At 71.0% G+C, this 23,585-nt stretch carries 23 protein-coding genes; 11 read left to right on the top strand and 12 right to left on the bottom strand.

The features are described 5' to 3' along the window. Nucleotides 1-5 precede the first annotated feature (5 nt). The 3 genes from hutG to U9J66_RS14770 all read left to right on the top strand — a co-directional run bounded on the left by hutG (nt 6) and on the right by U9J66_RS14770 (nt 2,557). Nucleotides 6-944, top strand: a complete 939-nt coding sequence (hutG, locus tag U9J66_RS14780) for a formimidoylglutamase (RefSeq protein ID WP_234305771.1) — start codon at nt 6-8, stop codon at nt 942-944. Next, nucleotides 941-2,140, top strand: coding sequence for a sodium/glutamate symporter (gene gltS / locus U9J66_RS14775; protein WP_161111151.1), 1,200 nt, complete (start codon nt 941-943; stop codon nt 2,138-2,140). The genes hutG and gltS overlap by 4 nt, the downstream gene beginning before the upstream one ends. A gap of 156 nt (nt 2,141-2,296) precedes the next feature. Next, nucleotides 2,297-2,557 (top strand): heavy-metal-associated domain-containing protein, encoded by a 261-nt coding sequence (locus U9J66_RS14770; protein WP_014912668.1) that lies wholly within the window; start codon nt 2,297-2,299, stop codon nt 2,555-2,557. 92 nt (nt 2,558-2,649) lie between these two features. On the opposite strand, the gene U9J66_RS14765 is transcribed toward U9J66_RS14770, so the two are convergent. Genes U9J66_RS14765 through U9J66_RS14755 form a run of 3 tightly spaced genes read right to left on the bottom strand, consistent with a single transcriptional unit; the run spans nt 2,650 to nt 5,637 of the window. After that, nucleotides 2,650-3,591 (bottom strand): ArsA family ATPase, encoded by a 942-nt coding sequence (locus U9J66_RS14765; protein ID WP_378757031.1) that lies wholly within the window; start codon nt 3,589-3,591, stop codon nt 2,650-2,652. Further along, nucleotides 3,582-3,863 (bottom strand): cory-CC-star protein, encoded by a 282-nt coding sequence (locus U9J66_RS14760; protein ID WP_014911971.1) that lies wholly within the window; start codon nt 3,861-3,863, stop codon nt 3,582-3,584. Before U9J66_RS14760 ends, U9J66_RS14765 begins: the two co-directional genes overlap by 10 nt. A 4-nt stretch (nt 3,864-3,867) precedes the next feature. Further along, entirely contained in the window at nt 3,868-5,637 is a 1,770-nt protein-coding gene (locus U9J66_RS14755; protein WP_326337943.1) for a carbon starvation CstA family protein, read from the bottom strand. A gap of 141 nt (nt 5,638-5,778) precedes the next feature. Here U9J66_RS14755 and U9J66_RS14750 point away from each other — a divergent pair, with 141 nt between their 5' ends. Then, nucleotides 5,779-6,591 carry a hypothetical protein gene (locus U9J66_RS14750; RefSeq protein WP_161111148.1) on the top strand — a complete coding sequence of 271 codons (813 nt, stop codon included), beginning with the start codon at nt 5,779-5,781 and terminating at the stop codon, nt 6,589-6,591. 59 nt (nt 6,592-6,650) lie between these two features. Here the strand turns inward: U9J66_RS14750 and U9J66_RS14745 are convergent, their stop codons facing one another. The 4 genes from U9J66_RS14745 to U9J66_RS14730 all read right to left on the bottom strand — a co-directional run bounded on the left by U9J66_RS14745 (nt 6,651) and on the right by U9J66_RS14730 (nt 10,783). Continuing rightward, nucleotides 6,651-8,015, bottom strand: coding sequence for a CoA transferase (locus U9J66_RS14745; RefSeq protein WP_326337941.1), 1,365 nt, complete (start codon nt 8,013-8,015; stop codon nt 6,651-6,653). Nucleotides 8,016-8,181: 166 nt separating this feature from the next. Further along, nucleotides 8,182-8,913 (bottom strand): DUF6882 domain-containing protein, encoded by a 732-nt coding sequence (locus U9J66_RS14740; protein WP_042282271.1) that lies wholly within the window; start codon nt 8,911-8,913, stop codon nt 8,182-8,184. A gap of 9 nt (nt 8,914-8,922) precedes the next feature. After that, nucleotides 8,923-9,588 carry a TetR/AcrR family transcriptional regulator gene (locus U9J66_RS14735; protein ID WP_042282273.1) on the bottom strand — a complete coding sequence of 222 codons (666 nt, stop codon included), beginning with the start codon at nt 9,586-9,588 and terminating at the stop codon, nt 8,923-8,925. Between the two features lie 31 nt (nt 9,589-9,619). Further along, the gene (locus U9J66_RS14730) at nt 9,620-10,783 is read right to left on the bottom strand and encodes an acyl-CoA dehydrogenase family protein (protein WP_326337939.1); all 1,164 of its coding nucleotides are present in this window, start codon (nt 10,781-10,783) and stop codon (nt 9,620-9,622) included. Between the two features lie 168 nt (nt 10,784-10,951). Here U9J66_RS14730 and U9J66_RS14725 point away from each other — a divergent pair, with 168 nt between their 5' ends. After that, nucleotides 10,952-11,770 carry a TIGR03084 family metal-binding protein gene (locus tag U9J66_RS14725; RefSeq protein ID WP_326337938.1) on the top strand — a complete coding sequence of 273 codons (819 nt, stop codon included), beginning with the start codon at nt 10,952-10,954 and terminating at the stop codon, nt 11,768-11,770. A 31-nt stretch (nt 11,771-11,801) separates the two neighbouring features. On the opposite strand, the gene U9J66_RS14720 is transcribed toward U9J66_RS14725, so the two are convergent. The 3 genes from U9J66_RS14720 to U9J66_RS14710 all read right to left on the bottom strand — a co-directional run bounded on the left by U9J66_RS14720 (nt 11,802) and on the right by U9J66_RS14710 (nt 14,876). Then, on the bottom strand, nt 11,802-12,944 hold the full coding sequence (locus U9J66_RS14720) for a hypothetical protein (protein ID WP_326337937.1): 1,143 nt from the start codon (nt 12,942-12,944) through the stop codon (nt 11,802-11,804). Nucleotides 12,945-13,044: 100 nt separating this feature from the next. Next, nucleotides 13,045-14,244 (bottom strand): DUF418 domain-containing protein, encoded by a 1,200-nt coding sequence (locus U9J66_RS14715; protein WP_326337935.1) that lies wholly within the window; start codon nt 14,242-14,244, stop codon nt 13,045-13,047. Next, the gene (locus U9J66_RS14710) at nt 14,241-14,876 is read right to left on the bottom strand and encodes a TetR/AcrR family transcriptional regulator (protein ID WP_042282283.1); all 636 of its coding nucleotides are present in this window, start codon (nt 14,874-14,876) and stop codon (nt 14,241-14,243) included. Before U9J66_RS14710 ends, U9J66_RS14715 begins: the two co-directional genes overlap by 4 nt. Before the next feature lie 213 nt (nt 14,877-15,089). Between U9J66_RS14710 and U9J66_RS14705 the strand changes: the two genes are divergently transcribed. The 3 genes from U9J66_RS14705 to thiD all read left to right on the top strand — a co-directional run bounded on the left by U9J66_RS14705 (nt 15,090) and on the right by thiD (nt 18,441). Next, complete coding sequence (locus U9J66_RS14705; RefSeq protein WP_161112418.1) at nt 15,090-16,322, top strand: flavin monoamine oxidase family protein; 1,233 nt, start codon at nt 15,090-15,092, stop codon at nt 16,320-16,322. Between the two features lie 34 nt (nt 16,323-16,356). Beyond that, nucleotides 16,357-17,532 carry an amidase gene (locus U9J66_RS14700; RefSeq protein WP_326337934.1) on the top strand — a complete coding sequence of 392 codons (1,176 nt, stop codon included), beginning with the start codon at nt 16,357-16,359 and terminating at the stop codon, nt 17,530-17,532. A gap of 105 nt (nt 17,533-17,637) precedes the next feature. Continuing rightward, on the top strand, nt 17,638-18,441 hold the full coding sequence (gene thiD / locus U9J66_RS14695) for a bifunctional hydroxymethylpyrimidine kinase/phosphomethylpyrimidine kinase (protein WP_042282286.1): 804 nt from the start codon (nt 17,638-17,640) through the stop codon (nt 18,439-18,441). Nucleotides 18,442-18,505: 64 nt separating this feature from the next. On the opposite strand, the gene U9J66_RS14690 is transcribed toward thiD, so the two are convergent. Next, nucleotides 18,506-19,576 carry a ferric reductase-like transmembrane domain-containing protein gene (locus U9J66_RS14690; protein WP_042282289.1) on the bottom strand — a complete coding sequence of 357 codons (1,071 nt, stop codon included), beginning with the start codon at nt 19,574-19,576 and terminating at the stop codon, nt 18,506-18,508. A gap of 75 nt (nt 19,577-19,651) precedes the next feature. Further along, nucleotides 19,652-20,152: a MarR family winged helix-turn-helix transcriptional regulator gene (locus U9J66_RS14685; protein ID WP_017534577.1), complete on the bottom strand. Its 501-nt coding sequence runs from the start codon at nt 20,150-20,152 to the stop codon at nt 19,652-19,654. Between the two features lie 124 nt (nt 20,153-20,276). Between U9J66_RS14685 and U9J66_RS14680 the strand changes: the two genes are divergently transcribed. The 3 genes from U9J66_RS14680 to galK all read left to right on the top strand — a co-directional run bounded on the left by U9J66_RS14680 (nt 20,277) and on the right by galK (nt 23,531). Next, complete coding sequence (locus U9J66_RS14680; RefSeq protein WP_326337932.1) at nt 20,277-21,233, top strand: EamA family transporter; 957 nt, start codon at nt 20,277-20,279, stop codon at nt 21,231-21,233. Nucleotides 21,234-21,324: 91 nt separating this feature from the next. Continuing rightward, nucleotides 21,325-22,356, top strand: coding sequence for a galactose-1-phosphate uridylyltransferase (gene galT, locus U9J66_RS14675; RefSeq protein WP_014912293.1), 1,032 nt, complete (start codon nt 21,325-21,327; stop codon nt 22,354-22,356). Further along, nucleotides 22,353-23,531 (top strand): galactokinase, encoded by a 1,179-nt coding sequence (galK, locus tag U9J66_RS14670; RefSeq protein WP_326337931.1) that lies wholly within the window; start codon nt 22,353-22,355, stop codon nt 23,529-23,531. The genes galT and galK overlap by 4 nt, the downstream gene beginning before the upstream one ends. Nucleotides 23,532-23,585: the final 54 nt, after the last annotated feature.

Below are 23,585 nucleotides of genomic sequence, written 5' to 3'. Positions count from 1 at the left end.
ACAGGGTGGATCCCCCCGTCTGGACCGGACGCGACGACGGCCCGGGCGCCGAGCACCGGCGCTGGCACAACACGGTGCGACCGCTCGACCGCGCCGATCGGACCGGGACCGCGATCGTCGGCTTCGCCTCCGACGAGGGTGTGCGCAGGAACAAGGGCCGCACCGGTGCCGCCGAAGGCCCCGCCGCCCTGCGCCGTGCGCTCGCACCGCTCGCCCTCCACCGGGACGAGGCTCTGTACGACGCCGGAGACGTCCGCGTGGACGACGGCGATCTGGAGACCGGCCAGCGCGCGCTGGGCTCCGTGGTGGCCGAGGCCATGAGGGCCGGGCACTTCCCCATCGTGTTCGGGGGAGGCCATGAGGTCGCCTACGCGAGCTATCTGGGCCTGGACGAGGGCCTCGGAACGGACCGGACCCGCACCCTGGGCGTACTCAACATCGACGCCCACTTCGACCTGCGCGAGGAGTCCGAGCCCACCTCCGGAACACCGTTCCTCCAGATCTCCGAGGCGGAGAAGGCCCGGGGACGGGACTTCCGCTACGCCGTCGTCGGCATCAACGAGGCCGGGAACACCCCCGTGCTGTTCGACCGCGCCGACCGGCTCGGCGTCGAGTACCTCACCGACGACCGGTGCACCGCCGCCCACCTGGAGCGGGTACTCGACTTCGTCCGTTCCTTCCTCGACACGGTGGACGACGTCTACCTCACGCTCGACCTGGACGCCCTGCCCGCGTGGGTCGCGCCCGGGGTGAGCGCCCCCGCCCCGCTCGGCGTTCCGCCCGAGGTGGTGCAGGCCGTGGTCGAGGAGGTGGCCGCCTCTGGACGGCTGGCCCTCTTCGACGTGGCCGAACTCAACCCGTCCCTGGATGTGGACGGCCGGACCGCGCGCGTCGCCGCGCGCATGGTGGACCGCGTACGCGCGGGCAGAAGGCGGAGCGTATGAACATCTCCCTGGACCTGATCCAGACCACGACGCTGGCAGTCGCCCTGCTGCTCCTGGGCGAGTTCGCCCGGCGCCGTATCGGTTTCCTCCAGCGGTTCAGCATCCCCGGTCCGGTCATCGGTGGTTTCGCCTTCGCACTGGCCGTTCTGGCCCTGCGGGAGACCGGCGTGGCACAGCTGGAGCTGGACACCACGTTGCAGGACCCCGCGATGATCGCGTTCTTCACCACCATCGGTCTGGGGGCCAGTGTCAGCCTGCTCCGCAAGGGCGGCAAGCTGCTGATCGTCTATCTGCTGGCGTGCTGGACCCTGGCGATCCTCCAGAACGTCGTGGGCATCGGTATGGCCACGGCGCTGGGCCTCGACCCGGTGCTGGGCGTGATGGCCGGTGCCGTCGCCCTGGAGGGCGGCCACGGCGCCGCCGCCGCGTTCGGTCCCACCGCCGAGGCCCTGGGGACCGACGGCGCCACCGCGGTCGCGATCGCCGCGGCCACGTTCGGCCTGGTCGCCGGTGGTCTGCTGGGCGGGCCGATGGCCTCCTGGCTGATGAAGCGCCACGGAGTGAAGGTGCCGTCGGGCGATGAGGCCGCCGAGACCGGAGCGGTCGAGGTGGAGGAGAAGGAGGAGCCGGTCGGCTACGGCCCCCTGGTGAACACCGCCGTCCTGATCGGTGCGGTGATGGTCGCCGGGGTCGCGCTGGGCACGTGGTTCAGCGAGACGACCGGGTTCGTGCTGCCCTCGTACGTGGGCGCCATGGTGGTGGCCGCCGTCGTGCGCAACGTGGGCGACCGGTTCGGCCTTCGCATGCACCAGGGCGCCCTGTCGCTGGTGTCGTCGCTGTCGCTGGGTCTGTTCCTGACCATGGCCATGATGAGTCTGAGGATCTGGGACCTGTACGCGCTGGCCCTGCCGCTGGTACTGCTCCTCGCGGTCCAGGTGATCGTCCTGCTGCTGTTCGTCGCTCTGGTGGTCTTCCGCCTGCTGGGCAAGAACTACGACGCCACGACGATGGCGGCGGGCATGGTCGGTCACGGTCTGGGCGGCACCCCCAACGCGATGGCGAACATGGACGCCTTCAACCGCCGTTTCGGGGTCCGTTCGGAGAAGGCCTTCCTGATCGTTCCGCTGGCCGGCGCGGTGTTGATCGACATCGTGGCGCTGCCGTGGATCGTGTGGTGCATCAACGCGGTGGCCTGACCGGAGACCGCCTCATGAGCGGCCCCGCGCCCTTTCCGGTGCGGGGCCGCTCCGCGTTCCCGGCCTCCCATGGTCCACCCAGATACCAGCAGGGGGTATATTCATCTCGGCCCCTCATACCTGGTAGGGGTATATGAGACCGAAGGAGACCCTTCCATGTGCACCACCTGCTCCTGCTCCACCGACTCCGCCGGTTCCACCGCCGCCACCGAGGACGCCCGGACCTATGAGGTCGAGGGGATGACCTGCGGCCACTGCGTGAACTCGGTGAGCACCGAGATCGGCAAGGTCTCCGGGGTCACCGACGTGACCGTCGACCTGGCCGAGGGACGGGTCCGCGTCGAGGGCTCCGACTTCGGCGACGCCGAGATCCGCGCCGCCGTCGAAGAGGCCGGCTACAAGGTCGTCGGCGCCTGAGCCACGCCGCGCTCCCGCCGTTCGCCACGTGAGCGGGAGCGCGCCCCGTCCCCGACCACCGGAGGAACGAGGTCCCGACCGGCTGAGGGGGGTCAGGGGAGGCGTTCGACCAACGCGCGCAGGGCGTCGGGGCCCAGGGGTTCGCGTTCGCTCAACGCCAGTTCGACGGTGCCCTGGACGGCGAAGCGTTCACGGACGGCGGCCAGGACCTCGGGGTCGGCGTCCCCGGGCACCTGGTTGATCATCACGGTGCCCAGACGGAACCCGGTCTCCGCCAGTTCCCGGGCCGCGCGGTCGGTCTCGGCCAGGACCATGCGGCGGGGCACCAGCACCAGACGGACCTCGGCGTCCTCACGGAGGCGTTCGGCGGCGCGTTCCAGCTTGCGGCGACGCGCGTGCAGTCGCTCCAGGAGGGGGTCGTCCTCGTTCTCCCCGGAGCCGCCGACCACCCCGACGGCGAAGCGGTCCGCGTCGATGGCGCGTTCGCGTTGGCGGGCCAGCCCCTGAACCCAGGGGGTCAGCAGTTCGGGCAGGTGGAGCAGGCGTAGAAGGTGGCCGGTGGGCGCGCTGTCCACCACGAGCCGGTCCCACCGTTCGGGGACCTCCTCCATGGTGTCCATGAGCAGATCGGCCAAGGCGGACTCGGCCATGCCGGGCCCCGCCGCGGCGTGTTCCAGGTGGCGGGTGACCGCCGGCAGGATCTCGCGGGGCAGGGCGGCGGCCGCGTCGTCGCCGATCCCCCGTACGCGTCGACGCAGAGCCGCGTCGGCGTCGGGTTCACGGGCCCACAGGTTCTCCGTGACCGGAACGGGGTCGTCCCCGAGGGAGAGGGCGAGGGCGTCGCCGAGGGAGTGCGCCGGGTCGGTGGAGACCAGCAGGGTGCGCAGCCCCCGGTCGGCGAGGCGGAGCGCGTGGGCGGCGGCCATGGTGGTCTTGCCGACCCCGCCCTTGCCTCCGAAGAAGACGATGCGGGGCGCGGTGGGATCGACCTTCTCGGCCGTTCTCGGCCCGCGTCGACCGAACATCAACAGCACACCCCCGGTCCACCCAGATCGTCGCGCCCCATGCGCTGGTGCCATTCGTGCAGATCGGCCACCATGTACGGGATCAGGTCGAGGGTCTCATAGGACACGGGCCCCTCCACCCCCAGGGTCTCCAGGAGCAGCAGGGCCCGCAGGGTGTCCTGCTGGGTGCGCGCCTCTCGGCGGATCTCCTGACGCCAACGAGAGGCGAAGACCGCGTCGTGGAAGGCCTCCACCCGTCTCCAGGCGTCGCGTACGCGAGAGAGCGCACCCAGCGGGGTCACGTTCCTACTTCTCCTTCGTCTCGGAGGTCTCGGTCTCTTCGGCGACCTCGTCCAAGGTCTCCTCCTCGCCTCCCGGAAGGTCGCGCTGGATCCACGCCTTGCGCAGGGCGATCCCGGCCTCGACGACCAGCCAGATGGCCAGACCGAAGATGACGAAGTCGAGCGGCGCCATCAGGAACAGGTCGATCGCCGAGTCCGAGCGCAGGAACTCGATCAGGTTGACGATCAGCGCCCACGAGGTCATGAACAGCAGGAAGACCAGCGGGACCAGGATCGCGAGCGGGTTGCGCCTGCGCTTGGTCACCCACACCGCGATCACGGCGAGCGCCAGGCCCGCGGTGAGCTGGTTGGTGGTGCCGAAGAGCTGCCACAGCGTACCGAAGGCGAAGTCGCCGGGGATGAGCGCCAGGCCCAGCGGAACGACGGTGGCGACCAGGGTGGCCAGGGTGAGGTTGCGGGCCAGCGGACGGAAGCGGACGATCTCGGCGATCTCCTGGACGATGTAGCGCTGAAGGCGCACGCCGGTGTCCATGGTGGTGGCGGCGAAGCTGACCACCACGACCACGGCGAAGATGACGCCGACCTGGAGGGGGATCCCGAGGTTGGCGGCGAACTGCCCGACACCCTCGACGAAGTTCCCGGTGGCCCCGGCCGAGGCCGTGCCGAAGTCGCTGTAGATGAGGTTCCAGTCGGCCAGCGGCGACGCCGAGGCGGCGACCACGCCGGCGGTGCAGGCGAGGATGGAGCAGACCGCGAGGGTTCCCTCGCCGGCGGCGCCCAGGTATCCGACCATCCGGGTGTCGGAGGGCTTGTCGATCTGCTTGGCGGTGGTCCCGGAGGCGACGAGGCTGTGGAAGCCGGAGATCGCACCGCAGGCCACGGTGATGAACAGCAGCGGGAACCAGGACGGGGAGTCCGAGGGGACGTCGGTGTTGATCGCGGGGGCCACGACCTTGTCCCAACCGATCAGGACTCCGAGGAAGATGACCACGAGGGCCAGCAGCATCTGGTGCAGGTTGATGTAGTCGCGCGGCTGGAGCAGCATCCACACCGGCAGTCGGGACGCCAGGAAGGCGTAGACGAACAGCAGGAGGACCCACAGCGTGTTGGGGGTCGTGCCGATCGCCTCGGCGATGCCGTCGAGCTGGATCGGGACCCGGACGCCGAGCGGGATGCACACGTACACCAGGATCAGGGCGACCAGGGAGGGCAGCAGGGCGGCCGTGCGTTTCCGGTAGACGACCTGGCCCACGCCGATGGCCAGCGGGATCGCGACCAGGATCGACAGGACCGACTCCGGGTAGGCCACGAAGAGGTTCGAGATGACCACGGCGAAGACGGCGTTGACCATGGTCAGCAGGAAGAAGATGATCACCAGGAAGAGCGTCCTGGCGCGCTTGCCGATGACCTCTCCGGTGAGGGTCCCGATGCTGCGGGCCTTGTGACGGACCGACAGCACGAGGGAACCGTAGTCGTGCACGCCGGCGGCGAACACGGTGCCGAGCAGGACCCACGCGAGCGCGGGGCCCCAGCCCCAGAACACGGCGACCGCCGGGCCGACGATGGGGGCGGCGCCGGCCACCGAGATGAAGTGGTGGCTGAAGACGACGTGACGGTTGGTGGGGACGAAGTCCACACCGTCCTTGTAGGTGTGCGCGGGGGTAACGAACCCTGGCTCCAGGGCGTACACACGGTCCGCGAGGTATCGCGAATAGTAACGGTAGCCGAGGGCGAAGACCGCTACGGACGCGAGGAGGACGAGGGCAGCGGGCATGGCCGTTGCCTACCTTTCGCATTCCGGGCCCGAATCGACGTTCTTTACCCTGGCCCTTCGCCCGGTATCACGCCGACTCGGACGATGGGTTAAAGTCACCAGAAATTAGCATGTGACTTCTCCGACTATGAAGGTCCGACCTTGAAAGACCTGATCACGGTTTGGCAGCGGTCCACCGTCGCGGAACTCTGTTGGATCTCCTCCTCCGGCCCCACAGGCGTTCCGGTGGTTCCGCTGATGTGGCGCGAGCGCCCCTGCGTCGCGCTCCCCTACTCGCTCGCGACCGCCGCCCTCACGCTCGGAGATCGTCGCGTCGCCTTCAGTGTGACCGAGGAGGGGGCGGGGGGGACCGGAGGGGTGGTCGGTGTCGGCCCGGTCGAGGTCGTCGAGGACCTGGAGGGGCGCTTCTTCGTCGACGCCCTGGTCGATCAGGAGACGCTCAAGCACCCGCCGACGCGGCTGCGGGCGAACAGCCTCATGGCCCGCCGGGAGAACTGGTGGTGGGTACCGCGCGTGATCGTGTCGCTCGCCTCGGTGGAGGTCGAGCGGGAGACCCGTCCGCGTACACGCTCCTCCGACGCCCTCCTGGTCCGCGACCGCTCCGGAGTCCCCGAGGTCGAGGTGGTCACGGCCGACGATTGGTCGGACCAATCAGGGTCGAAGACGGCATTGTGGGCCCGAAATGGAAAGTCGTTGGAAGGGTCCGACGAACCGGCGTTCGCCTTTTCCCATCAGTACAGTCCCGATTTCGAACGTTGGGAACGTTGGTCCCGTTCGGGACGGCTCGAAGGCGAATATCTGCTGGTCGAGGAGGCGGAAGGGGCACCGGTCGGCACCGCCCCCTCCGGCCCGTTGCCGCCCTTCCGTCTCTGGGAACGCTTCGGCAACCACCGATCGCTGGCGCGCGCCTGTCGACGGGGCATCGCCGAGGCCGAGGCCCGCCGTTCGGCCTGATCCCGGCCGCCCTTCGAGAAGCGTCGGGCCCGCCCGCCCCCACAGGCGGGCCCGTGCCGTCACGCCCAGGCGGCGGGGTCGGTGCCCCAGCGGCCGGCGGGGTGCCGCCAGTCCCCGGGGCCGCCTTCGTAGTGGATCGGCGGGAGGGCGTACCGCAACCGCCCATAGGGGGACGAGGTCTCGGTCAGCCACGCCTCGGCGTCGTGGTCGCCCTCCGGCACCGGTTCCGGGACGACGTCGTGCAGCAACCAGGAGGCGGTACCGGCGAGGGAGAAACGCAGTTCGCGCCCCAGACCGTCCCCCTGCCGTTCGGTGAGCGCCCTCAGCACGCCCGCGGCCACCAGGTAGCCGGTGCCGTGGTCCAGGGCCTGGGCGGGGAGGACGCCCGGTCGGCCGTCGGCGGGCGCCTCGATCGCCGCGATCCCGGTGGCGGCCTGCACGAGGCTGTCGAAGCCCCGCCGATCGGACCAGGGGCCCTCCCACCCCCAGGCGCACAGTCGGGCGACGATCAGTCCGGGGCGGCGGGAGATCAGTTCCCCCGTGGAGAGTCCGTACCGGTCGAGGGCGCCCGGACGGTAGCCGGCCACCACCACGTCGGCGGTCTCCAGCAGTCCCTCGAGGACACCGCGGCCCTCGGCCGTGCCCAGGTCCACCAGGGTCGAGCGTTTGCTCTGGCCCGTGTCGATGTGACTGTCGGGGTCCTCCGGGGTGGCGGGCGGGTCGACCCGCAGCACGTCCGCGCCGAGGAGGGCGAGCGTCCGTGTGGCGACGGGGCCGGCGATGACCCTCGTCAGGTCCAGCACGCGCACACCGGACAGGGGGAGCGGTCCCGGCCCCAGGTGTCGTCCTCCGCTCTCTCCGAGCGTTCCGATCTCGACCAGGGGCGGGCGGTCCTCGGGAGGGGATCCGCGTTCGGGGGCGGGCGCCACGGCCACGGCCAGGCCGCCCGCCGCGTACACCCGTTCCTGGACCTCGACGGCGGACGTCTCGGCCAGCGTCGCCGCGAGTGTCTCGGGGTCGTCGTGGTCGCCGAGTTCGAGCGCCTCCATCAGGCGCCGGCGATGGTGGGGGTAGTTGGCGTGGGTGCGCACCCAGCCGTCGGCCGTCCTCCAGAACCCGGAGAGCGGGGCGAAGGGCGTCGGCGCGCGGCCGTCGATCCGCAGATGCCGTTCGCTGATGAAGGCGGTGGCCACCGCGCCCGCGTCCACTCGGACACGCGGCGCCGGCCCGCCGTTCCGGGCCGCCGCGAGTTCCGCGGCGGCGAGGGAGCACGCTCCGACCGTCGCCCCGGCCGCCTCACGGACCGGCAGCGTCGCGGGCAGCACCGCTCCGGCGGAGACGCGGGAGATCGGGACAGGGGGGTCGTCCGATCCGCCGAGTGCCCTCCAGACCCGGGCGGTCGTCTCGTCCGTCTCATGGTTCATGGGGTCATGCTCGCAGAGGGGCCGCGCGAAGGCGGAGCTCGGGGCGGATCGTCGGCGGGCACAGAGCCACCGCCTCGACCGGTGTCGAGGCGGAGGGCTCCCCCGTTCGTCCACGCTCATCGATCCGACCGGCCCTTCCGAGACGGAGGGGTCCGGATATGGAGGGTCAACCGGTGGTCGACGCCCCCGACAGGTTCCCCTCGATCCCCGAGATCCGGTTGTGCTCGTCGAAGGACACCTCGAAGGTGAAGTCGGCCCCTCCGAGGGTGATGCCGCTCCGCTCCGCGTCGACGAAACGGGGAGAGAGTCCGCGCAGGCGGGCGTAGGTGTACACGGCGCGCTTGTGGTCGAACAGCCGCAGACCGGAGATCCCCTCCTGGAGGATCCGCATGACCCGGGTGGAGACGGGGGCGGGCAACCTCAGGTCGGGGTGTTCGATGATGAAGGCCACCCGGGTGCCTCCGCCCGCGTCGCCGTTGTAGGAGAACCAGCGGCCGGTGAGGAGCTTGGCCGCCTCCGTGAGGGGGTGCAGCGCCAGGTGGGCCTCCTCCGGGGATCCGGGCAGGGTGGCGAAGGGGACCTCGGGGTCGGCCAGTTCGGGTATCTCGTTGTCGCGACCGAAGTCGCGCACGGCCGCGCCGAGGGCGGTCAGTTCCTCGGGGAAGCCGGAGGGGTTGGCCCAGCCCCACATCCAGGATCGGGGGCCGGGGGCGGCGCTGCCCAGGAGGTGGAACCGTTCGCAGATCAGGGGTCGCTCGCCGGTGAACTCGAAGCGGGCCGCTTGGAGGTCCACGTGCCAGTTGTGCTCGCCGAGGAACTCCTCCAGGTGGATCTGGTGTTCCAGGGAGAGCAGGGCCGCGTCGTCGAGCATGTCGGGAAGGGTGTGTTTCTTGCTCATGCGGTGATGCTATTTCCCGTCGCGGACACCGATCTCCTCCGGGCTCCGGGGAGGGTCCTCGTAGTCCAGGCCGATGCCTCGGGCCCACAGCCGGGTGGCGGTCTCCACGACCACCTCGGGGTCGTGTTCCTCCCCGTACAGGTAGAGCATCCGGGCCGTGTGCTCCACCATCCCGCCGAGCATGCTCGCCGTGGCCGCCACGTCGATGTCCGAGGAGGCGACCCCTTCCTCCTGGAGTCTGCGGGTGCCGGCGACGATGCGTTCGACGAACAGGCCCCGGATCTCCAGGAAGAGGGACCGGAAGAGGGGGTGCCTGGGCGAGATCTGTTCGATGACCTGCATGATCCGGGCGTTGTCCCGGTAGGCGTCCAGGAACCGACCGGTGGCGTGTCTGATGCGGTCGATCGGCTCGGTGCCCGGGGGCGCCGCCGAGCGGGCCGCGTCGAACATCTCTCCGGCCACCCCCTTGGCGACCTCGTGGAAGATCGCCTCCTTGGAGTCGAAGTAGGTGTAGAAGCTTCCGTAGGCGACACCGGCCCGACCGGTGATGCCGGCGATCCGGGTGTCCTCGAACCCTCGCTCCTCGAAGACCTCCCGCGCCGCCTGGACGAGCGCGCCCCGTTTACGGCGGCCTCGCTCGGTCGGCGGTCGCCCGGTCGTCGCCCGTCCGTTCACCGGTCGCCCCCTCTCCTCCCGGTTCGAAGGGTCAACGCAGAGGGAGGAACTTCGCGATGACCTCGTTCATGATCTCGTAGGTGCCGCCTCCGATGGAGAACACCCGGGCGTCCCGGTAGTGGCGTTCCACCTCGGTCCCGCGCATGAAACCCATCCCTCCGTACAGTTGGACGGCGTCGTCGACCACGCGGTCCATCGCCTCGGTCGCGGTGTTCTTGGCCATCGCCACCTCCGCGATGAGCGGTTCCCCGTCCTGGAGCCGTTCGGCGATCCCCCGAACGTAGGCGGTGGCGACCTCGGTACGACGGTGCATCTCCACCAGCCGGTGCCGCAGGACCTGCCGTCGGGCCAGAGGGCCGCCGAAGGCCTCCCGTTCGCGCACCCACTCCAGGGAGAGGTCGACGCAGCGCCGCGCGACCGCGCAGGCCTGTACGGACAGGCCGATCCGCTCGCTCGCGAACTGATCCATGATCTGGTAGAAACCGCGGTCCACCTCCCCCACCAGCCGATCGGCGGGAACCCGGACGTCGACGAGGGACAGCTCGGCGGTGTCGGAGGAGTGCCAGCCCATCTTGTCCAGGGCACGGGTGACGGTGAAGCCGGGTGTGCCGCGTTCCACGACGAAGAGCGAGATGCCCTCGTGGCCGGTGTCGGAGGTGCGCGCGGCCACGGTCACGAAGTCGGCGCGACAGCCGGAGGTGATGAAGGTCTTGCTCCCGTCGAGCACCCACTCGTCCCCGTCGCGGACCGCTCGGGTGCGCAGTCCGGCCACGTCCGACCCGGCACCGGGTTCGGTGATGCCGAGCGAGCAGATCGACTCCCCTTCCAGAGCCGGTCGGACGTAGTCGCGCACCAGGTGTTCGCGTCCGTCGGCGACCAGGGCCGGAAGGGCGATGGTGTGGGTGAACAGCGAGGCCAGGACCCCGGTGGGCACCCCGGCCAGGACGGCCTCCTCGGAGACGACGAGCTGGTCGAGCATCTCGCCCGCCCCTCCGACGGACTCGGGCTGACCGAGGCCGAGCAGTCCCAGGCGTCCCGCGGCCCGATGCAGGTCTCGGGGGAGACGCCCCTCCTCCTCCCATCGGTCCACATGGGGCAGGATCTCCCGGGCGGCGAAGGCACGGACCGTCTCACGGAGCGCGGCCCGCTCGAGGGTGTTCCAACGGTCGGTTCTCGGGGTGTCGGTCGCGTTCATCGGCGCACACTCGCATCCGTGTTCTGGGGGCGGACCTGGGTCGGGGCCTCTCGGTCGCCCGGAGGTGCGCGCCCACCCCTGGGAGACCCGGATCACCTTTTGTTATGGTGCGCGCAACATGACATGTCGGTCAACTCCGTTGTCCGGCCGCCACCGTGAGGAGACACCGTGGTCGACGTACACGCCCTCATCGAGGATCTGCGCGCGGAACAGGAGGAGTTGGCCGGTCTGTTGGCCGGGCTCTCCCCCGACGACTGGGCCACGCGCACCCCCGCGCCCGGTTGGGACGTCACCGACCAGGTCGCGCACCTGGCCTTCTTCGATCGGGCGGCGACGACGGCCCTGACCGACGAGGAGGCGTTCGCGCGAACACTGGCCGAGGCGGCGGCCGACCCGGAGGGGTTCGTGGACTCGGCCGCCGCTCCCCTGGCGGCCCTGCCCCCCGAGGAGCTGCTCCACCTCTGGGTCCGGTCCTCGGCGGACCTGCGCGAGGCGCTGTCCCGGGCTCCGGCCGGGACACGGGTGCCCTGGTTCGGCCCGCCGATGAGCGTGGCGTCGAAGGCCACGGCCCGCCTGATGGAGACGTGGGCTCACGGTCAGGACGTCGTGGACGCCCTGGGGGCGTCCCGTGAGCCCACCTCCCGGCTCGCGCACATCGTCCACCTGGCCCTGCGGGTCCGTCCGTACAGTCACATGGTCCGGGGGCTCCCCGAGCCGGCGACCCCGGTACGGGTGGAACTGACCGCCCCGGACGGCGGCCTCTGGAGGATGGGGCCCGAGGAGGCCGTGGACGTGGTGACCGGGGACGCGCAGGAGTTCTGCCTGGTCCTCACCCGCCGTCGCCACGTGGCCGACACCGACCTGCGATCTCGGGGGGAGGCCGCCGAGGAGTGGCTGGCGATCGGACAGACCTACGCGGGCGGCCCCGGCGAGGGACGTCGTCCCGGACAGTTCGCCGAGACCGCGCGGACCGACGGGCCGAGTTGACCGCCCCGTCGACTTCGTTCGAAGGTCTCCGCTACATCAGGCTCTGGAGGAGGGGACCGAACTCCTGATCGGCGGTGTGCAGGGAGACCGACCTGGTCTCGTGGTCGACCTCGACGCGCACCTCGGACAGACGGGGAAGACCGTTCTCGGTGGTCCCCGGACGCCACCAGAACAGCTTGTCGGTGACGGGCTTGTCGGTGTCCGCGACGAAGCGCTCGGTGATCCCCTGGAGGGTCTCCATGGCCTGGATCGGGTGCGCTGTGCCCAGGACGTGGGCCATCACCACGGGCGGGGACGGGAACACCACGAGCGCGCCGTGCTCGGTCTCGCCCAGGTGACGGGCCAGCTCGTGCAGTCGGGCGTTGACGTAGAAGCCACCCTCGGAGCCGATGTGCACGATCGGCACGTCTCCCGCGTTCATGCGGGAGACGTCGACCGGTTCGCTCAGGGAGCCCTCGACCGCCTGCGCGAAGGCCTGCTCCTCGGTGAGGCCGAGGTCGGAGAGCTCGCCGCGGTTCAGCGGTCGCATGCTCTCGGGCGAGTCCGCGACCACGGTCTCCACCACCCCGGCGGCGAACGGGCGGGTCAGGAGCCGCTCCATCACCCCTTCGGGGAAGGCCGTCTCCGGGTAGAGGCGCGAGCGCAGGGTCTCGCGGGGCGGGGCCTGCCGAGAGGTCACCTGGCGCGCCCGCTCCTCGAAGGAGGCGACGAAGTCGGCCGCGGCCTTGGACGCGGTGCCCTCGTCGGCCCCTTCGAGCGAGGCGAGGAGATCCTGGACGTTCTGCCGGATCCCCGTGCCGTCGGACATCGTGACGACCAGGGAGTCCGGGAAGTCGAAGTGGGCCCCGATCCCGCGCTCGGAGAAGGCGGACAGCAGGGCGTTGCGCCCCAGGTCCGTGGAGAGCGGAGGGTAGTGGGTGCCCACGGGGACCCCTCGTGAGCGGAGCTGCCGCAGCATGCCGAAGACGATCTGCTCGGCGAACTCCGAGTGCAGCTCGGGCGGGTGTCCGAGCACCTCGGAGACGGTGTCGGCGTAGTCGATGGCCAGGGGGTCGTGGCCCGGGATCGGGATCCGCATCCCGGTGGGCGGGAGCGCTTCGATCTCCACTCCGTACCGGGCGTAGGTCGAGGCCAGCAGGTTCAGGAAGGCCGCTTGGGCGTTCTGTGGGGGCATGTTCATGATGATGCTCCGGTGACGTCCGTCGTTGTCGTTCTCTGACGATTTCTCGTGTGGAACCGGGGGGCCGGCGTTCCGTTCCTTCTTCGCACAGTGTTCAGCGTGCCCGGGCCAGGACCTTCTTCTGGAGGGCCTCCAGGGGGCCGTGCTCGAAGCGGCGCAGCCACAGTGACGCGCCGACCAGGAGCGACAGGGACAGAGCCGCCCACAGCCCCATGACCCAGCCGGGGCCGGTGTCCGCCATCCGCTCGGTCAGGCCCAGGCCGAAGCCGTAGCAGAGGAACATCAGGACCACGTTCTGTGTGACGTATCCGGTCATCGCCATCCGGCCGAGCGCGCCGAGCCCGGAGGCCAGGGGGCCCCGGCCGGTGACCCGGTCCAGTACCCATCCCACCAGACCGATCAGACCCAGGGCCACCAGCGGTGCCGCCACGTAGCGGTCCAACAGGAACCAGTCCGGGCCGGCCAGGGAGGTGATCAGCGTCAACGGGACGCCCAGGCCGATCCCCCATCTCGACAGTCGGGTCCGGATCCGCCGTCCGGTCTCGTCCGCCCCGAAGGCCCCGGCACGGAAGAGGCGCACACCCAGCAGGAACATGAACACCATCAACCCGAAGGTGATGATCGGTTCGATCCTCAGGGCCAGGGCGTTGTCCAGCCGGAAGGCGACCAGATCGGTGTAGGAACCGTGGGCGTAGAGGTCGATCGCCTCGGCGGGCACCCCCGTGTCCTCTTCGGGGAAGGCCGTCAGCGCGGCGGTCAGGAGCCCCATCGCGGCCAGGTGCAGGGAGAGCGACAGCCACATGACCGTGTTCCGCACCCGTTCCGAGCGGGTGAGCAGCCAGGCCACCAGCAGGGAGACCACGGCGTACCCCATGAGCACGTCGGCGGCGAAGACGAGGGTGAAGTGCACCGCCCCCTCGACGAAGAGGAAGAGCGCCCGCCACTTGTAGGGACCCGGCCACCGCCCCGCCCGGCGGGAGGCGGACCGGTACTGGATCGCCAGACCCACCCCGAACATGAGGGTGAGCAGGGCGAGGAACTTGCCGTTGGCGACGGTCCGCAGAAGCCCCTCCGCGAGCGTGCCCACCGAAGGGGAGTCGAGGAAGGCGGCCATGGGGGTGATCCCGTCATTGCCGTAGAGCATCACCGATTCGCCGCCGGGAGCGGTGAACAGCCAGACGTTGGTGGCCAGCGTGCCCAGGATCGCCACCCCGCGCAGCACGTCGAGCAGGGGGAGTCGCCCGCTCGTGTTCCCCGGCTCCGCCGGTCTCGTGGCTCCGACCGTTCCGGTCATCCCCGGTCCCCTTCCGTGTTCCGTTCGTCGGTGTCCTCGCCGGCCGTGAAGAGCCTGTCGAGGTGGCGCCGGAGCATGGCGCGGGAGTCGGCGTCCCCGTACAGATCGGGGTTGGTCAGTTGGTGCATGGTCAGTCCGTCGATCAGGGCGTCGAGGGCGCGCGCCTCCTCGGCCGGGTCCAGCCCCTCGGCCAGTTCGCCCCGTTCCCGCGCGGCGGCGAGGACCCGGGTGAACATGTCGATCACCGCGCGGGTGGCCTCTCCGTGCATGCGCGCCATCTCGGGGTCGGTGACGGTGGCGGGAAGGAACTCCAGCCAGACGGTGAGTTCCAGACGCCGTTCCTCGTCCTGTGGGAGGAGGGTGAGGGCCAGGCGGTAGGCGAGGTCGTGGATCGGTGGAACGGGGTCCACCGCCAGGAGCCGCTCCTCGCCCCGCCGGTAGAGGTGTTCGACACCGAAGCGCAGGAGCGCGGTCTTGCTTCGGAAGTAGCGCTGGACCAGGCCGACGGAGACCCCCATCTCGTCGGCGATGTCGGCCAGTGTGGTCCGGGCCAGGCCTTTGCGCGCGACGGTGCGCAGCAGGGCCTCGGCGACCTGGATTCGTCTCTCGTCATGGTCCGCGGTGCGTGGCATATAAAAATATTATGGGCATATTTTTATGACCGCAACCTCTCCCCGACCCGAGGGCCTCCCTGTGCCGCCCCGGTCCCCGACCGCCCCGATAATGCGGAGGCGGCGTCTCGACGGGTGAGGTGCCCACGAAGGTCTCGGGAGGCGGCGTTGACCACGGATGTCCACGGGTCGAAGGGAGGCCCTTCACCTCCGCTGAGTCGAAGATCCCTGCTGTTGGGCGGAGCCGTGCTCCTGGGAGGGGCGGTGGCGGTGGGCGCCTCGTTCCGGACTCTGGGAGAGCGGTGGGACGTCGTCGTGATCGGCGCCGGGGTGGCCGGTCTCTCGGCCGCGCGCAACCTGAGCGACCACGGCCTGTCGGTCGTGGTGGTGGAGGCCAGGGACCGGATCGGCGGCCAGTTGTACACCGACCGCGGTTTCACGTCGGTCCCGGTGGAACTGGGCGCGGGCCTGATCCACGGCCGTGACGCCTACACCTGGGAGCTCGTGGCCGAGGCGGAGGCGGAGACCGTCCTGGTCGGCCCCTCGGACCAGAGCGCCGACCCTCTGCCGACCCCCGAACCTCCCCACGACGCCGAGGACGCCGCCGCCTATCTGACCCGCCTCGGAATCCCCGAGGACGGCTGGCCCCCGGTGTCCATCGACAACGAGCCGATGCACCGGTGGAGCGCCCGGTGGATGCACGACTCCGGGCTCTTCGACTGGTGGTCGACGCCCCGGGAGAACTTCCGGGTGGTGGACGGCTACGACCGGATCCTCTCCCCGCTCGCCCATGGCCTGGACATCCGTCTCTCGCACGCGGTACGCCGGGTCCACTGGTCGGACCGGGGTGTGGTGCTGTCGGTGGACGCCCTGGAGGGGCCGACCGAGATCCGGGCCGACCGTTGTGTGATCACCCTGCCGATCGGGGTGCTCAAGTCCGGTGACGTCGCCTTCTCCCCCGAACTCCCGGACGACCACCGCGAGGCGATCCGGGCCTTGGACCGCACCGACGCCCTGAAGCTCGTCTACGAGTTCGACCGACCGGTCTTCCCCGCCGAGGAGGACGTGCTGGGGTGGGACGAGGACACGGGGTTCGTGTTCTGGTGCCTCTCCAGAGAGGATCCGGAGGTGGTGGTGGCCTGGGCCGCCGGGGAGAACGCCCGCCGGTTGACCGCCATGACGGTCGAGGACCGCTTCGCCGCCGGGCTGGCGGCCCTGGCGGAGGCGTTGGACGAGACGGTCCCGGAGCCGAGGGCCCGGACCACGCACGACTGGGCGACGGACGAGTTCAGCGCGGGCGCCTACCTGTTCGTCCCTCCGGGCGCGCACGACGCCCCCGCCGCCCTGGCCGCCCCGGTCCGCGGGGTCCTGTACTTCATGGGAGAACCCACCACCGGCGAGAACACCGTCGAAGGCGCCTACGTGAGCGGCTACGACGGCACCGATCTCCTCTTGGCCGACCTGTGAGCGAACACCCCCGCCCGAGTCCCGAGGAGGACGCGTGACCCGAAGGACCGACACCGATCTCGGTTCCCTCGGAGCCGGAGAGACCGCCGACCTGGTGCGTTCGGGACGCGTGACGGCGGTGGAGACGGTCCGCGCCGCCCTGGAACGGATCGACCGGGACGATCCCCGGCTGCGCGCCTTCACCGAGGTGTGGCCGGGATCCGCCCTGTCCCGCGCCGCCGCGATCGACCGGGCCGTGCGACGTGGCGAGGTCCTTCCCCTGGCCGGGGTGCCGTTGGCGGTCAAGGCCTCCGAAGGGATCTCCTCGGTCCAGGCCGAGCGCCTGATCGCGGCGGGGGCCGTCCCCGTGGGGGCGGCCTCGATCCCCGGCCCGGGGACGGACTGGCGGACCTGGGGGGACACCCCTCGGGGGCGCACGGTGAACCCGTGGTGCTCCGACCTCTCCCCCGGCGGCTCCTCGGCAGGGTCGGCGGTGGCGGTCGCCGCCGGGCTCGTCCCGATGGCCACCGCGAGCGACGGGGCCGGATCGACCCGGATCCCCGCCGCGTGGTGCGGGGTCGTCGGCTACAAGCCGACCAACGGGCTGTTGCCGGCCCGCGACCGGGCCCGGCTGAACTCGGGCGGTCCGATCACACGCTCCCCCGCCGACGCCGACCTGTATCGCAGGGTCGTCCTCGGCGGTCCCGCGGTGAAGGCCCCCGTCACCACGCTCCGGGTGGGCTGGTCCGCCGACCTCGGGTTCGCCGACACCGACCCGGAGATCGCGCGCGTGGCCCGTGACCGACTACGGGCCTGGGAGGAGCGCGTGCCCGGCATGGAGGTGGTGGACGTGACGCTCGTGCTTCCCGACCCGGCCTCCTCCTGGTCGGCCCGGCGGAGCGGAGACGCCCCGACGCGCCACGGCGGCCGATACGCCCCTTCGGCCCTCGACGCCCTCCTCTCCGAGGTGGACCTCCTGGCCACCCCCACGACCCCGAACCCGCCGCATGGGCACGAGGGCCCGGGTGACACCATGAGTGTGGCTCTGACCTGGGCGTTCAACCTGACCGGACATCCGGCTCTCAGCCTTCCGGCGGGCTTCGACCGGAACGGTGCGCCCGTAGGTGTTCAGCTGGTCGCCGACCACCATCGCGACGGTGATCTGCTCGCCGCCGCCCGTACCTTCGAGGACGTCGGCGCGCTGTTCTCGGCGCCCCCGTCGGACGACTGATATGCCTGAAATGACCAGTTGTGATGCAATGTCCAGTGGGTTCGTGACCCGTCAGGGCCCCGACACCGCGCAACAACACAACGAACAGAGGGAGGTTGGTGTTCGATGACCAACCGCGCGTACGTGATCGCAGGGTCGGAGGCCACCGGCGGAGCCGGGATCCAGGCCGACCTCAAGGCCTTCCAGGAACTGGGCGTCTACGGTGTCGGAACGATCACCTGCATCGTCTCCTTCGATCCCGCGAACTCCTGGGGACACCGCTTCGTCCCGGTCGACCCGGGCGTCATCGCCGACCAGATCGAGGCCGCGACGTCCTGCCACGACCTGGACGTCGTCAAGATCGGCATGCTCGGCACCCCCGACACGATCGACGTCGTGTCCAAGGCCCTGCGCGAGCAGGAGTGGCGTCACGTGGTCCTCGACCCGGTCCTGATCTGCAAGGGCCAGGAGCCCGGAGCCGCGCTCGACACCGACAAGGCCCTGACCGCGCAGATCCTGCCGCTGGCCACCGTCATCACGCCGAACCACTTCGAGGCCCGCACGCTCGCCGGGATGGAGAGCCTGGAGACCGTGGACGACCTCATCGAGGCCGCCCGTCGGATCCACGAGCTCGGCCCGCGGCACGTGATCGTCAAGGGCGGGACCGAACTGCCCGGCCCCGACGCCGTCGACGTCCACTTCGACGGCGAGGAGGTCACCGTGCTGAGCGCCCCCAAGATCGGCGAGGAGCGGGTGAGCGGCGCCGGCTGCACCTTCGCGGCCGCGATCACCGCCGAACTGGCCAAGGGCGCCGAGGTGGGCGACGCGGTCCGCACCGCCAAGACGATGGTCCGCGCCGGGATCACCGAGCGGCTGACCACCCACGCCCCCTTCGCCTCGGTGGTGCCGATCGCCCCCACCGAGGCCTGACGGCCCGGGTCGGGGCGGACGTTCCGCCCCGACCCGGAGTCGTGGTGTCACGGGAGGGGACCCGTCAGCGGGTCCTCTCCCTCTCTCGTGCCGCTCCGCCTCGGGACGGGCGTGACCACGCCATGGCCACCGCCGTCCCCAGGATCAGGAGCAGGACGACCAGACCGCCCCAGACCATGCCCTGGTCGACCAACATCTCCCCGGCAGGCACGTCCGGTGAGCGACCTCCATCGTTGCCGGTCGCGACCACCCCCACCAGGAGCACGAGGGTGCCCGCGAGCGCCAGACGCGCGCCGGCCACGCCCAGCGCCCGGGCCCGTCCGAGGAGGTCCTCACCGCTCCACCGGAACCGTTCCTCCCGACGCAGCGGGGCCAGGAGACGGGCGAGCAGGAGCGCCGCCACCGGGATCTGGAGGAGCCACACCACCGTCCGGAACCAGCCGTCGAACCACACGTTGGTCCCGTACAGCAGGGTGTGCCAGACGCTCAGCACGTACACGACGATGACGAAGCGGTGCAGTACCCGCCATACGCGGGGGCCGGTCCAGGAACGGACGTAGTAGGCCAGGCCGAGCGGGATGGCGAGGTAGAAGGCGATCAGACCGATCAGGATCGCCACCTGGCCGGTCCCGGTCGAGTATCCACCGGGTACGAACACGTCCACGAAGGCGGAGAGGAGTCGGCCGCCCGGGCCGAGACCCTCCTCGTCGGCGCGGACCAGTTCGATGAAGAACGCGAGCATGTGCGCGAACATCAGCCCGATGGTGGTCAGGGAGGTGACGCGGTGCCAACGTTCCCACCGCGCGTGCGTGATCGGGGACCCCGATACCGGGGCCGAGGAGCGGATCAGGCCGAACATGATGGTGATCCACGCCCAGAGCAGCGCCGACCATCCGAAGGCCTGACAGACGATGTAGAGCCAGTACTCGCGCAGGTCGGCGAGGAACGGCATGACCATGATGGTCTGCGACGTGCCGGCCTCGATCCGGACGCAGAGGATCGCGAAGATGAGCGCCGTCACCACCAGCGCGGCGCCGGTGTCCGGTATCAGACGGCGGAGGTCGGCTCGGAGCGTGGCGCGATCCACCCGGGATCGTCGGCGCGCCGCCGACGCGGGTTCGGTTGTTTCGGACATGGGGGACCTTCCGTAGCGGGAACCACCATGACAGCGGATCCGGCCACGCGAGGCCACCCCCGTAACGGAGCGGGACTATTCGGGCGCGCCATCTCCCAGGGAGAGCAGGAGTTTGCGCAACAACCCGACCAGCCTCTCCTGTTCGTCGGGGTCGAGCCCCTCCAGGAGAACAGCTTCGCCGGCGACGTGCCCCTCCACGACGCGGTCGACCGTGGCCAACCCCTCGTCGGTGAGCCCGACCAGGACACGACGCCGGTTGTCCGGATCGACCTCTCGGTGGACCAGGTCGCGTTTGACCAGCCGGTCCACACGGTTGGTCATCGCGGAGGAGCCCACCATCGTCATCCGCACCAGGTCCCTGCCGGTGAGCCGGTAGGGGGCGCCGGCCCGGCGCAGGGTCGCCAGAACGTCGAACTCCCAGCGTTCGAGCCCCTCCTCCGCCAGGAGGTCGCCGATGCGCCGCCCGAGGATCTGTTGCAGGCGGCCGGTCCGGCCGATGATCGCCATGGGCGAGACGTCGAGGTCGGGACGTTCCCGGGCCCACTGCGCGAGGAAGAGATCGACGGCGTCGTTCATCCGGCGATCATAGCGACGCGCGCTTGACGGTCTCGTGAGCACGAACATAATCTTTCGACATCGAAATATTCGATATCGAAAGGTAAGCCATGACACCCCCCGCCCGAAGACGGGAGGTCCTCCGGTGAACGGCCGGGGACGGATCGCCGTCGACTCCCTGCTCACCGCGCTGGCCCCCGTCGTCTGGGGCAGCACCTACCTGGTCACCACGGAGTTCCTGCCGCCCGACCGCCCGCTCCTGGCCTCCCTCGCCCGCGCGCTGCCCGCGGGCCTGATCCTCCTCGCCCTCTCCCGTGCCCTGCCCACCGGTATCTGGTGGTGGCGCTCCCTGGTCCTGGGCACCCTCAACATCGGCGCCTTCTTCTACCTGCTCTTCGTCGCCGCCTACCTGCTCCCCGGCGGGGTGGCCGCCCTCGTGCTCACGATCCAACCCGTCATCGTCCTGGCCCTGTCCTCCCTGCTCTTGAGCGAACGGATCCGCCCCGCCCACCTCCTGGCCTGCCTCCTGGGCGCCGTCGGCGTGGGGCTGCTCGTCGTGGGTCCCGAGGCCGCCCTCGACCCGATCGGCGTCCTGGCCGGAGTGGCGGCGGCGATCTCGATGGGGACCGGCCTGGTCCTGACCAAACGCTGGGGACGCCCCGAAGGGGTGGGCCTGCTGGGGATCACCGGTTGGCAGCTCACCGCGGGAGGGATGGTCCTGCTGCCCGTCACCCTGCTGGTGGAAGGGGTGCCGAGCACGATCTCGGCGGTCGAGCTGGCCGGGTTCGCCTACATGAGCCTGATCTGCGCGCTGCTGTCCTACGTCCTGTGGTTCCGCGGCCTGGAACGGCTGCCCACACTGGCGGTCTCCTTCCTCTCCTTCGCCAGCCCGGTCACCGCCACCCTGCTCGGCTACCTGGTCCTCCACGAGACGCTCACCCCGATCCAGGGGGCCGGGGCCGCGGCCGCGATCGGGGCGGTCCTGCTGGTCCAACTGACCGCCCACCGACCACCACCGCGACGCGCCCCGAAACGGCGCGCCTCATCGGTCGTCGGGGCACGGTCCGGTGGTTTCAGGGACGAATCCCCCCACGACCTTTGACAGGGTCACGGTGGCCCTTCAGACTCTCCTCCGACAGGACCGGACCACCCGCGGAAGGGCGCGGTCCGGCCGCACGACGTCGGGAGCCCGGATGAGGAAGACCAGCGCCCGTCTGGCCGATGGCCGGGAGATCGTCTACTACGACGAGTCCGACCACGGCGACCGCGCGCACGTCGACCCCCGGGCCCTCCCCGCACGCCCCGCCGGCTCCGAGATCCGCCTGGACCCCTTGACCCGGGAACCCGTGGTGGTCGCCGCGCACCGGCAGGACCGCACCCACCTGCCGCCCGACGACCGCTGCCCCCTGTGCCCCTCCACCCCGGAACGACACACCGAGATCCCCGCGCCCTCCTACGACGTGGTCGCCTTCGAGAACCTCTTCCCCGCGCTCGCCGGAGACCGGGGTCGCTGCGAGGTGCTCTGCTTCTCCGACGAGCACGACACCTCCCTGGCCCGTCTGGGCCCCCGGCGGATCCGCACCGTCGTCGACGCCTGGGCCGACCGCAGCGCCGTGCTCTCGGCACTCCCCGGCATCGAGCAGGTGTACTGCTTCGAGAACCGCGGACCGGAGATCGGGGTGAGCCTGCACCACCCGCACGGCCAGGTCTACGCGCTTCCGTTCGTCACCCCGCGCACCCGCGACGTCCTCGCCTCCGCCCGCGCCCACCGCGAGGAGACCGGCGGCGACCTGTTCGAGGACGTCCTCGCGGCCGAACGGGCGGGCCCCCGGGTGGTGCTGGAGAACGGCCACTGGACCGCCTTCGTCCCCGAGGCGGCCCGCTGGCCCGTCGAGGTGCACCTGTACCCGCGCCGCCCCGTCGCGGACCTCCCCGACCTCGGCGACGCCGAACGCGACGCCTTCGCCGAGCTGTACGCCGACCTCCTCGCCCGGCTGGACCGACTGTTCGACCTGCCGCTGCCCTACATCGCCGCCTGGCACCAGGCCCCGCTCCACGACGCCGAGGCCCGCTCCCTGTCCCGGCTGCGGCTGGAGGTGTTCTCCGTTCGCCGTGCCCCCGACCGCCTCAAGTACCTGGCGGGCACCGAATCCGGCATGGGCGTCTTCGTCAACGACGTCGCCCCCGAGACCACGGCGCGACTGCTCCGGAAGGCCGGCCGGTGAACGCCGACGACGGGCCGCCGGGACCGACCGTCCGGGCCGAACGGGCCGCGGAGGGGTTCCGGAGGGCGTTCGGGCGTTCCCCCGAGGGCGTGTGGGAGGCGCCCGGAAGGATCAACCTGATCGGTGAGCACACCGACTACAACGACGGCTTCGCCCTGCCCCTCGCCCTCCCCCGTACCCTGACCGTCGCCGCCGCCCGCCGCACGGACGGTGTGTGGCGGTCACGGTCGCCGCGCTTCTCCGAGACCGTCGAGACGGACGGGGAGGCGGCCCCCGGTTCGGTCGACGGCTGGGGCGCCTACCCCGCCGGCTGCCGGTGGGTCCTGCTCGACGAGGGACACGACGTCGGCGGGATGGACCTGTTCGTGGACGGCTCGGTCCCCATGGGCGGCGGACTGTCGACGTCGGCCGCGTTGTGCTGTGCCGCGCTGCTGGCCGCCACCGATCTGTACGGGATCGACGCCGATCCCGGGGAGGTGGCGCGGTGGGCCCGTCGAGCGGAGAACGACTTCGTCGGCGTCCCCTGTGGCGCCATGGACCAGCTCGCGGTGATGGCCTCCCGCGAGGGACGGGCCCTGTTCCTGGACTGCCGTTCCCTGACCACCGAGCCGATCCCCTTCGCACCGGACGAGCACGACCTGTCCCTGCTGGTGGTGGACACCCGCGCTCCGCACCGGCTGGTGGAGGGCGCCTACGCCGAGCGTCGGCGCTCCTGTGAGAGGGCCGCGCGCGCCCTCGGGGTACCGGCGCTTCGGGACGTCGACCTCGCCGGGCTGCCCCGGGCCCTGGACCGGCTTCCCAACGACCGGGCGCGCGCCCGGGTCCGGCACGTGGTGACCGAGAACGCCCGTGTGTTGGAGACGGTGGCGCTCCTACGTGAGGGGCGGGTCCGCGAGATCGGCCCCTCGCTCACCGCCTCGCACGTCTCGCTGCGCGACGACTACGAGGTGAGCGTGCCCGAGGTGGACACCGCCGTCGAGGCCGCCCTGTCCGCCGGCGCGTTGGGCGCCCGGATCACCGGGGGCGGGTTCGGCGGCTGCGTCATCGCCCTCGTGGACACCGACCGGGTGGCCTCCTGCGTACGGGAGGTGCGCTCCGCCTTCGCCGAGCGCGGTTTCGGGGAGCCGTCGTCCTTCGCCGCGCCCCCATCGGACGGGGCCCGGAGACTGCGCTGACCTCCGTCTCCCGGTCCGGAGACGAACGTCCGAGGCCGCCGGAGCGACTCCGGC

This window comes from Nocardiopsis sp. LDBS1602 (genome assembly GCF_035818715.1).
Lineage (GTDB): Bacteria > Actinomycetota > Actinomycetes > Streptosporangiales > Streptosporangiaceae > Nocardiopsis > Nocardiopsis alba.
This window is presented reverse-complemented; position numbering and strand designations above follow the sequence as displayed.

Coding starts and splice junctions, on each gene's coding strand:
- gltS (WP_161111151.1), top strand. CDS start 941: ATGAACATCTCCCTGGACCTGATCCAGACCACGACGCTGGCAGTCGCC.
- U9J66_RS14770 (WP_014912668.1), top strand. CDS start 2,297: ATGTGCACCACCTGCTCCTGCTCCACCGACTCCGCCGGTTCCACCGCC.
- U9J66_RS14755 (WP_326337943.1), bottom strand. CDS start 5,637: ATGCCCGCTGCCCTCGTCCTCCTCGCGTCCGTAGCGGTCTTCGCCCTC.
- U9J66_RS14745 (WP_326337941.1), bottom strand. CDS start 8,015: ATGAACCATGAGACGGACGAGACGACCGCCCGGGTCTGGAGGGCACTC.
- U9J66_RS14740 (WP_042282271.1), bottom strand. CDS start 8,913: ATGAGCAAGAAACACACCCTTCCCGACATGCTCGACGACGCGGCCCTG.
- U9J66_RS14730 (WP_326337939.1), bottom strand. CDS start 10,783: ATGAACGCGACCGACACCCCGAGAACCGACCGTTGGAACACCCTCGAG.
- U9J66_RS14720 (WP_326337937.1), bottom strand. CDS start 12,944: ATGCCCCCACAGAACGCCCAAGCGGCCTTCCTGAACCTGCTGGCCTCG.
- U9J66_RS14715 (WP_326337935.1), bottom strand. CDS start 14,244: ATGACCGGAACGGTCGGAGCCACGAGACCGGCGGAGCCGGGGAACACG.
- U9J66_RS14710 (WP_042282283.1), bottom strand. CDS start 14,876: ATGCCACGCACCGCGGACCATGACGAGAGACGAATCCAGGTCGCCGAG.
- thiD (WP_042282286.1), top strand. CDS start 17,638: ATGACCAACCGCGCGTACGTGATCGCAGGGTCGGAGGCCACCGGCGGA.
- U9J66_RS14690 (WP_042282289.1), bottom strand. CDS start 19,576: ATGTCCGAAACAACCGAACCCGCGTCGGCGGCGCGCCGACGATCCCGG.
- U9J66_RS14685 (WP_017534577.1), bottom strand. CDS start 20,152: ATGAACGACGCCGTCGATCTCTTCCTCGCGCAGTGGGCCCGGGAACGT.
- galT (WP_014912293.1), top strand. CDS start 21,325: ATGAGGAAGACCAGCGCCCGTCTGGCCGATGGCCGGGAGATCGTCTAC.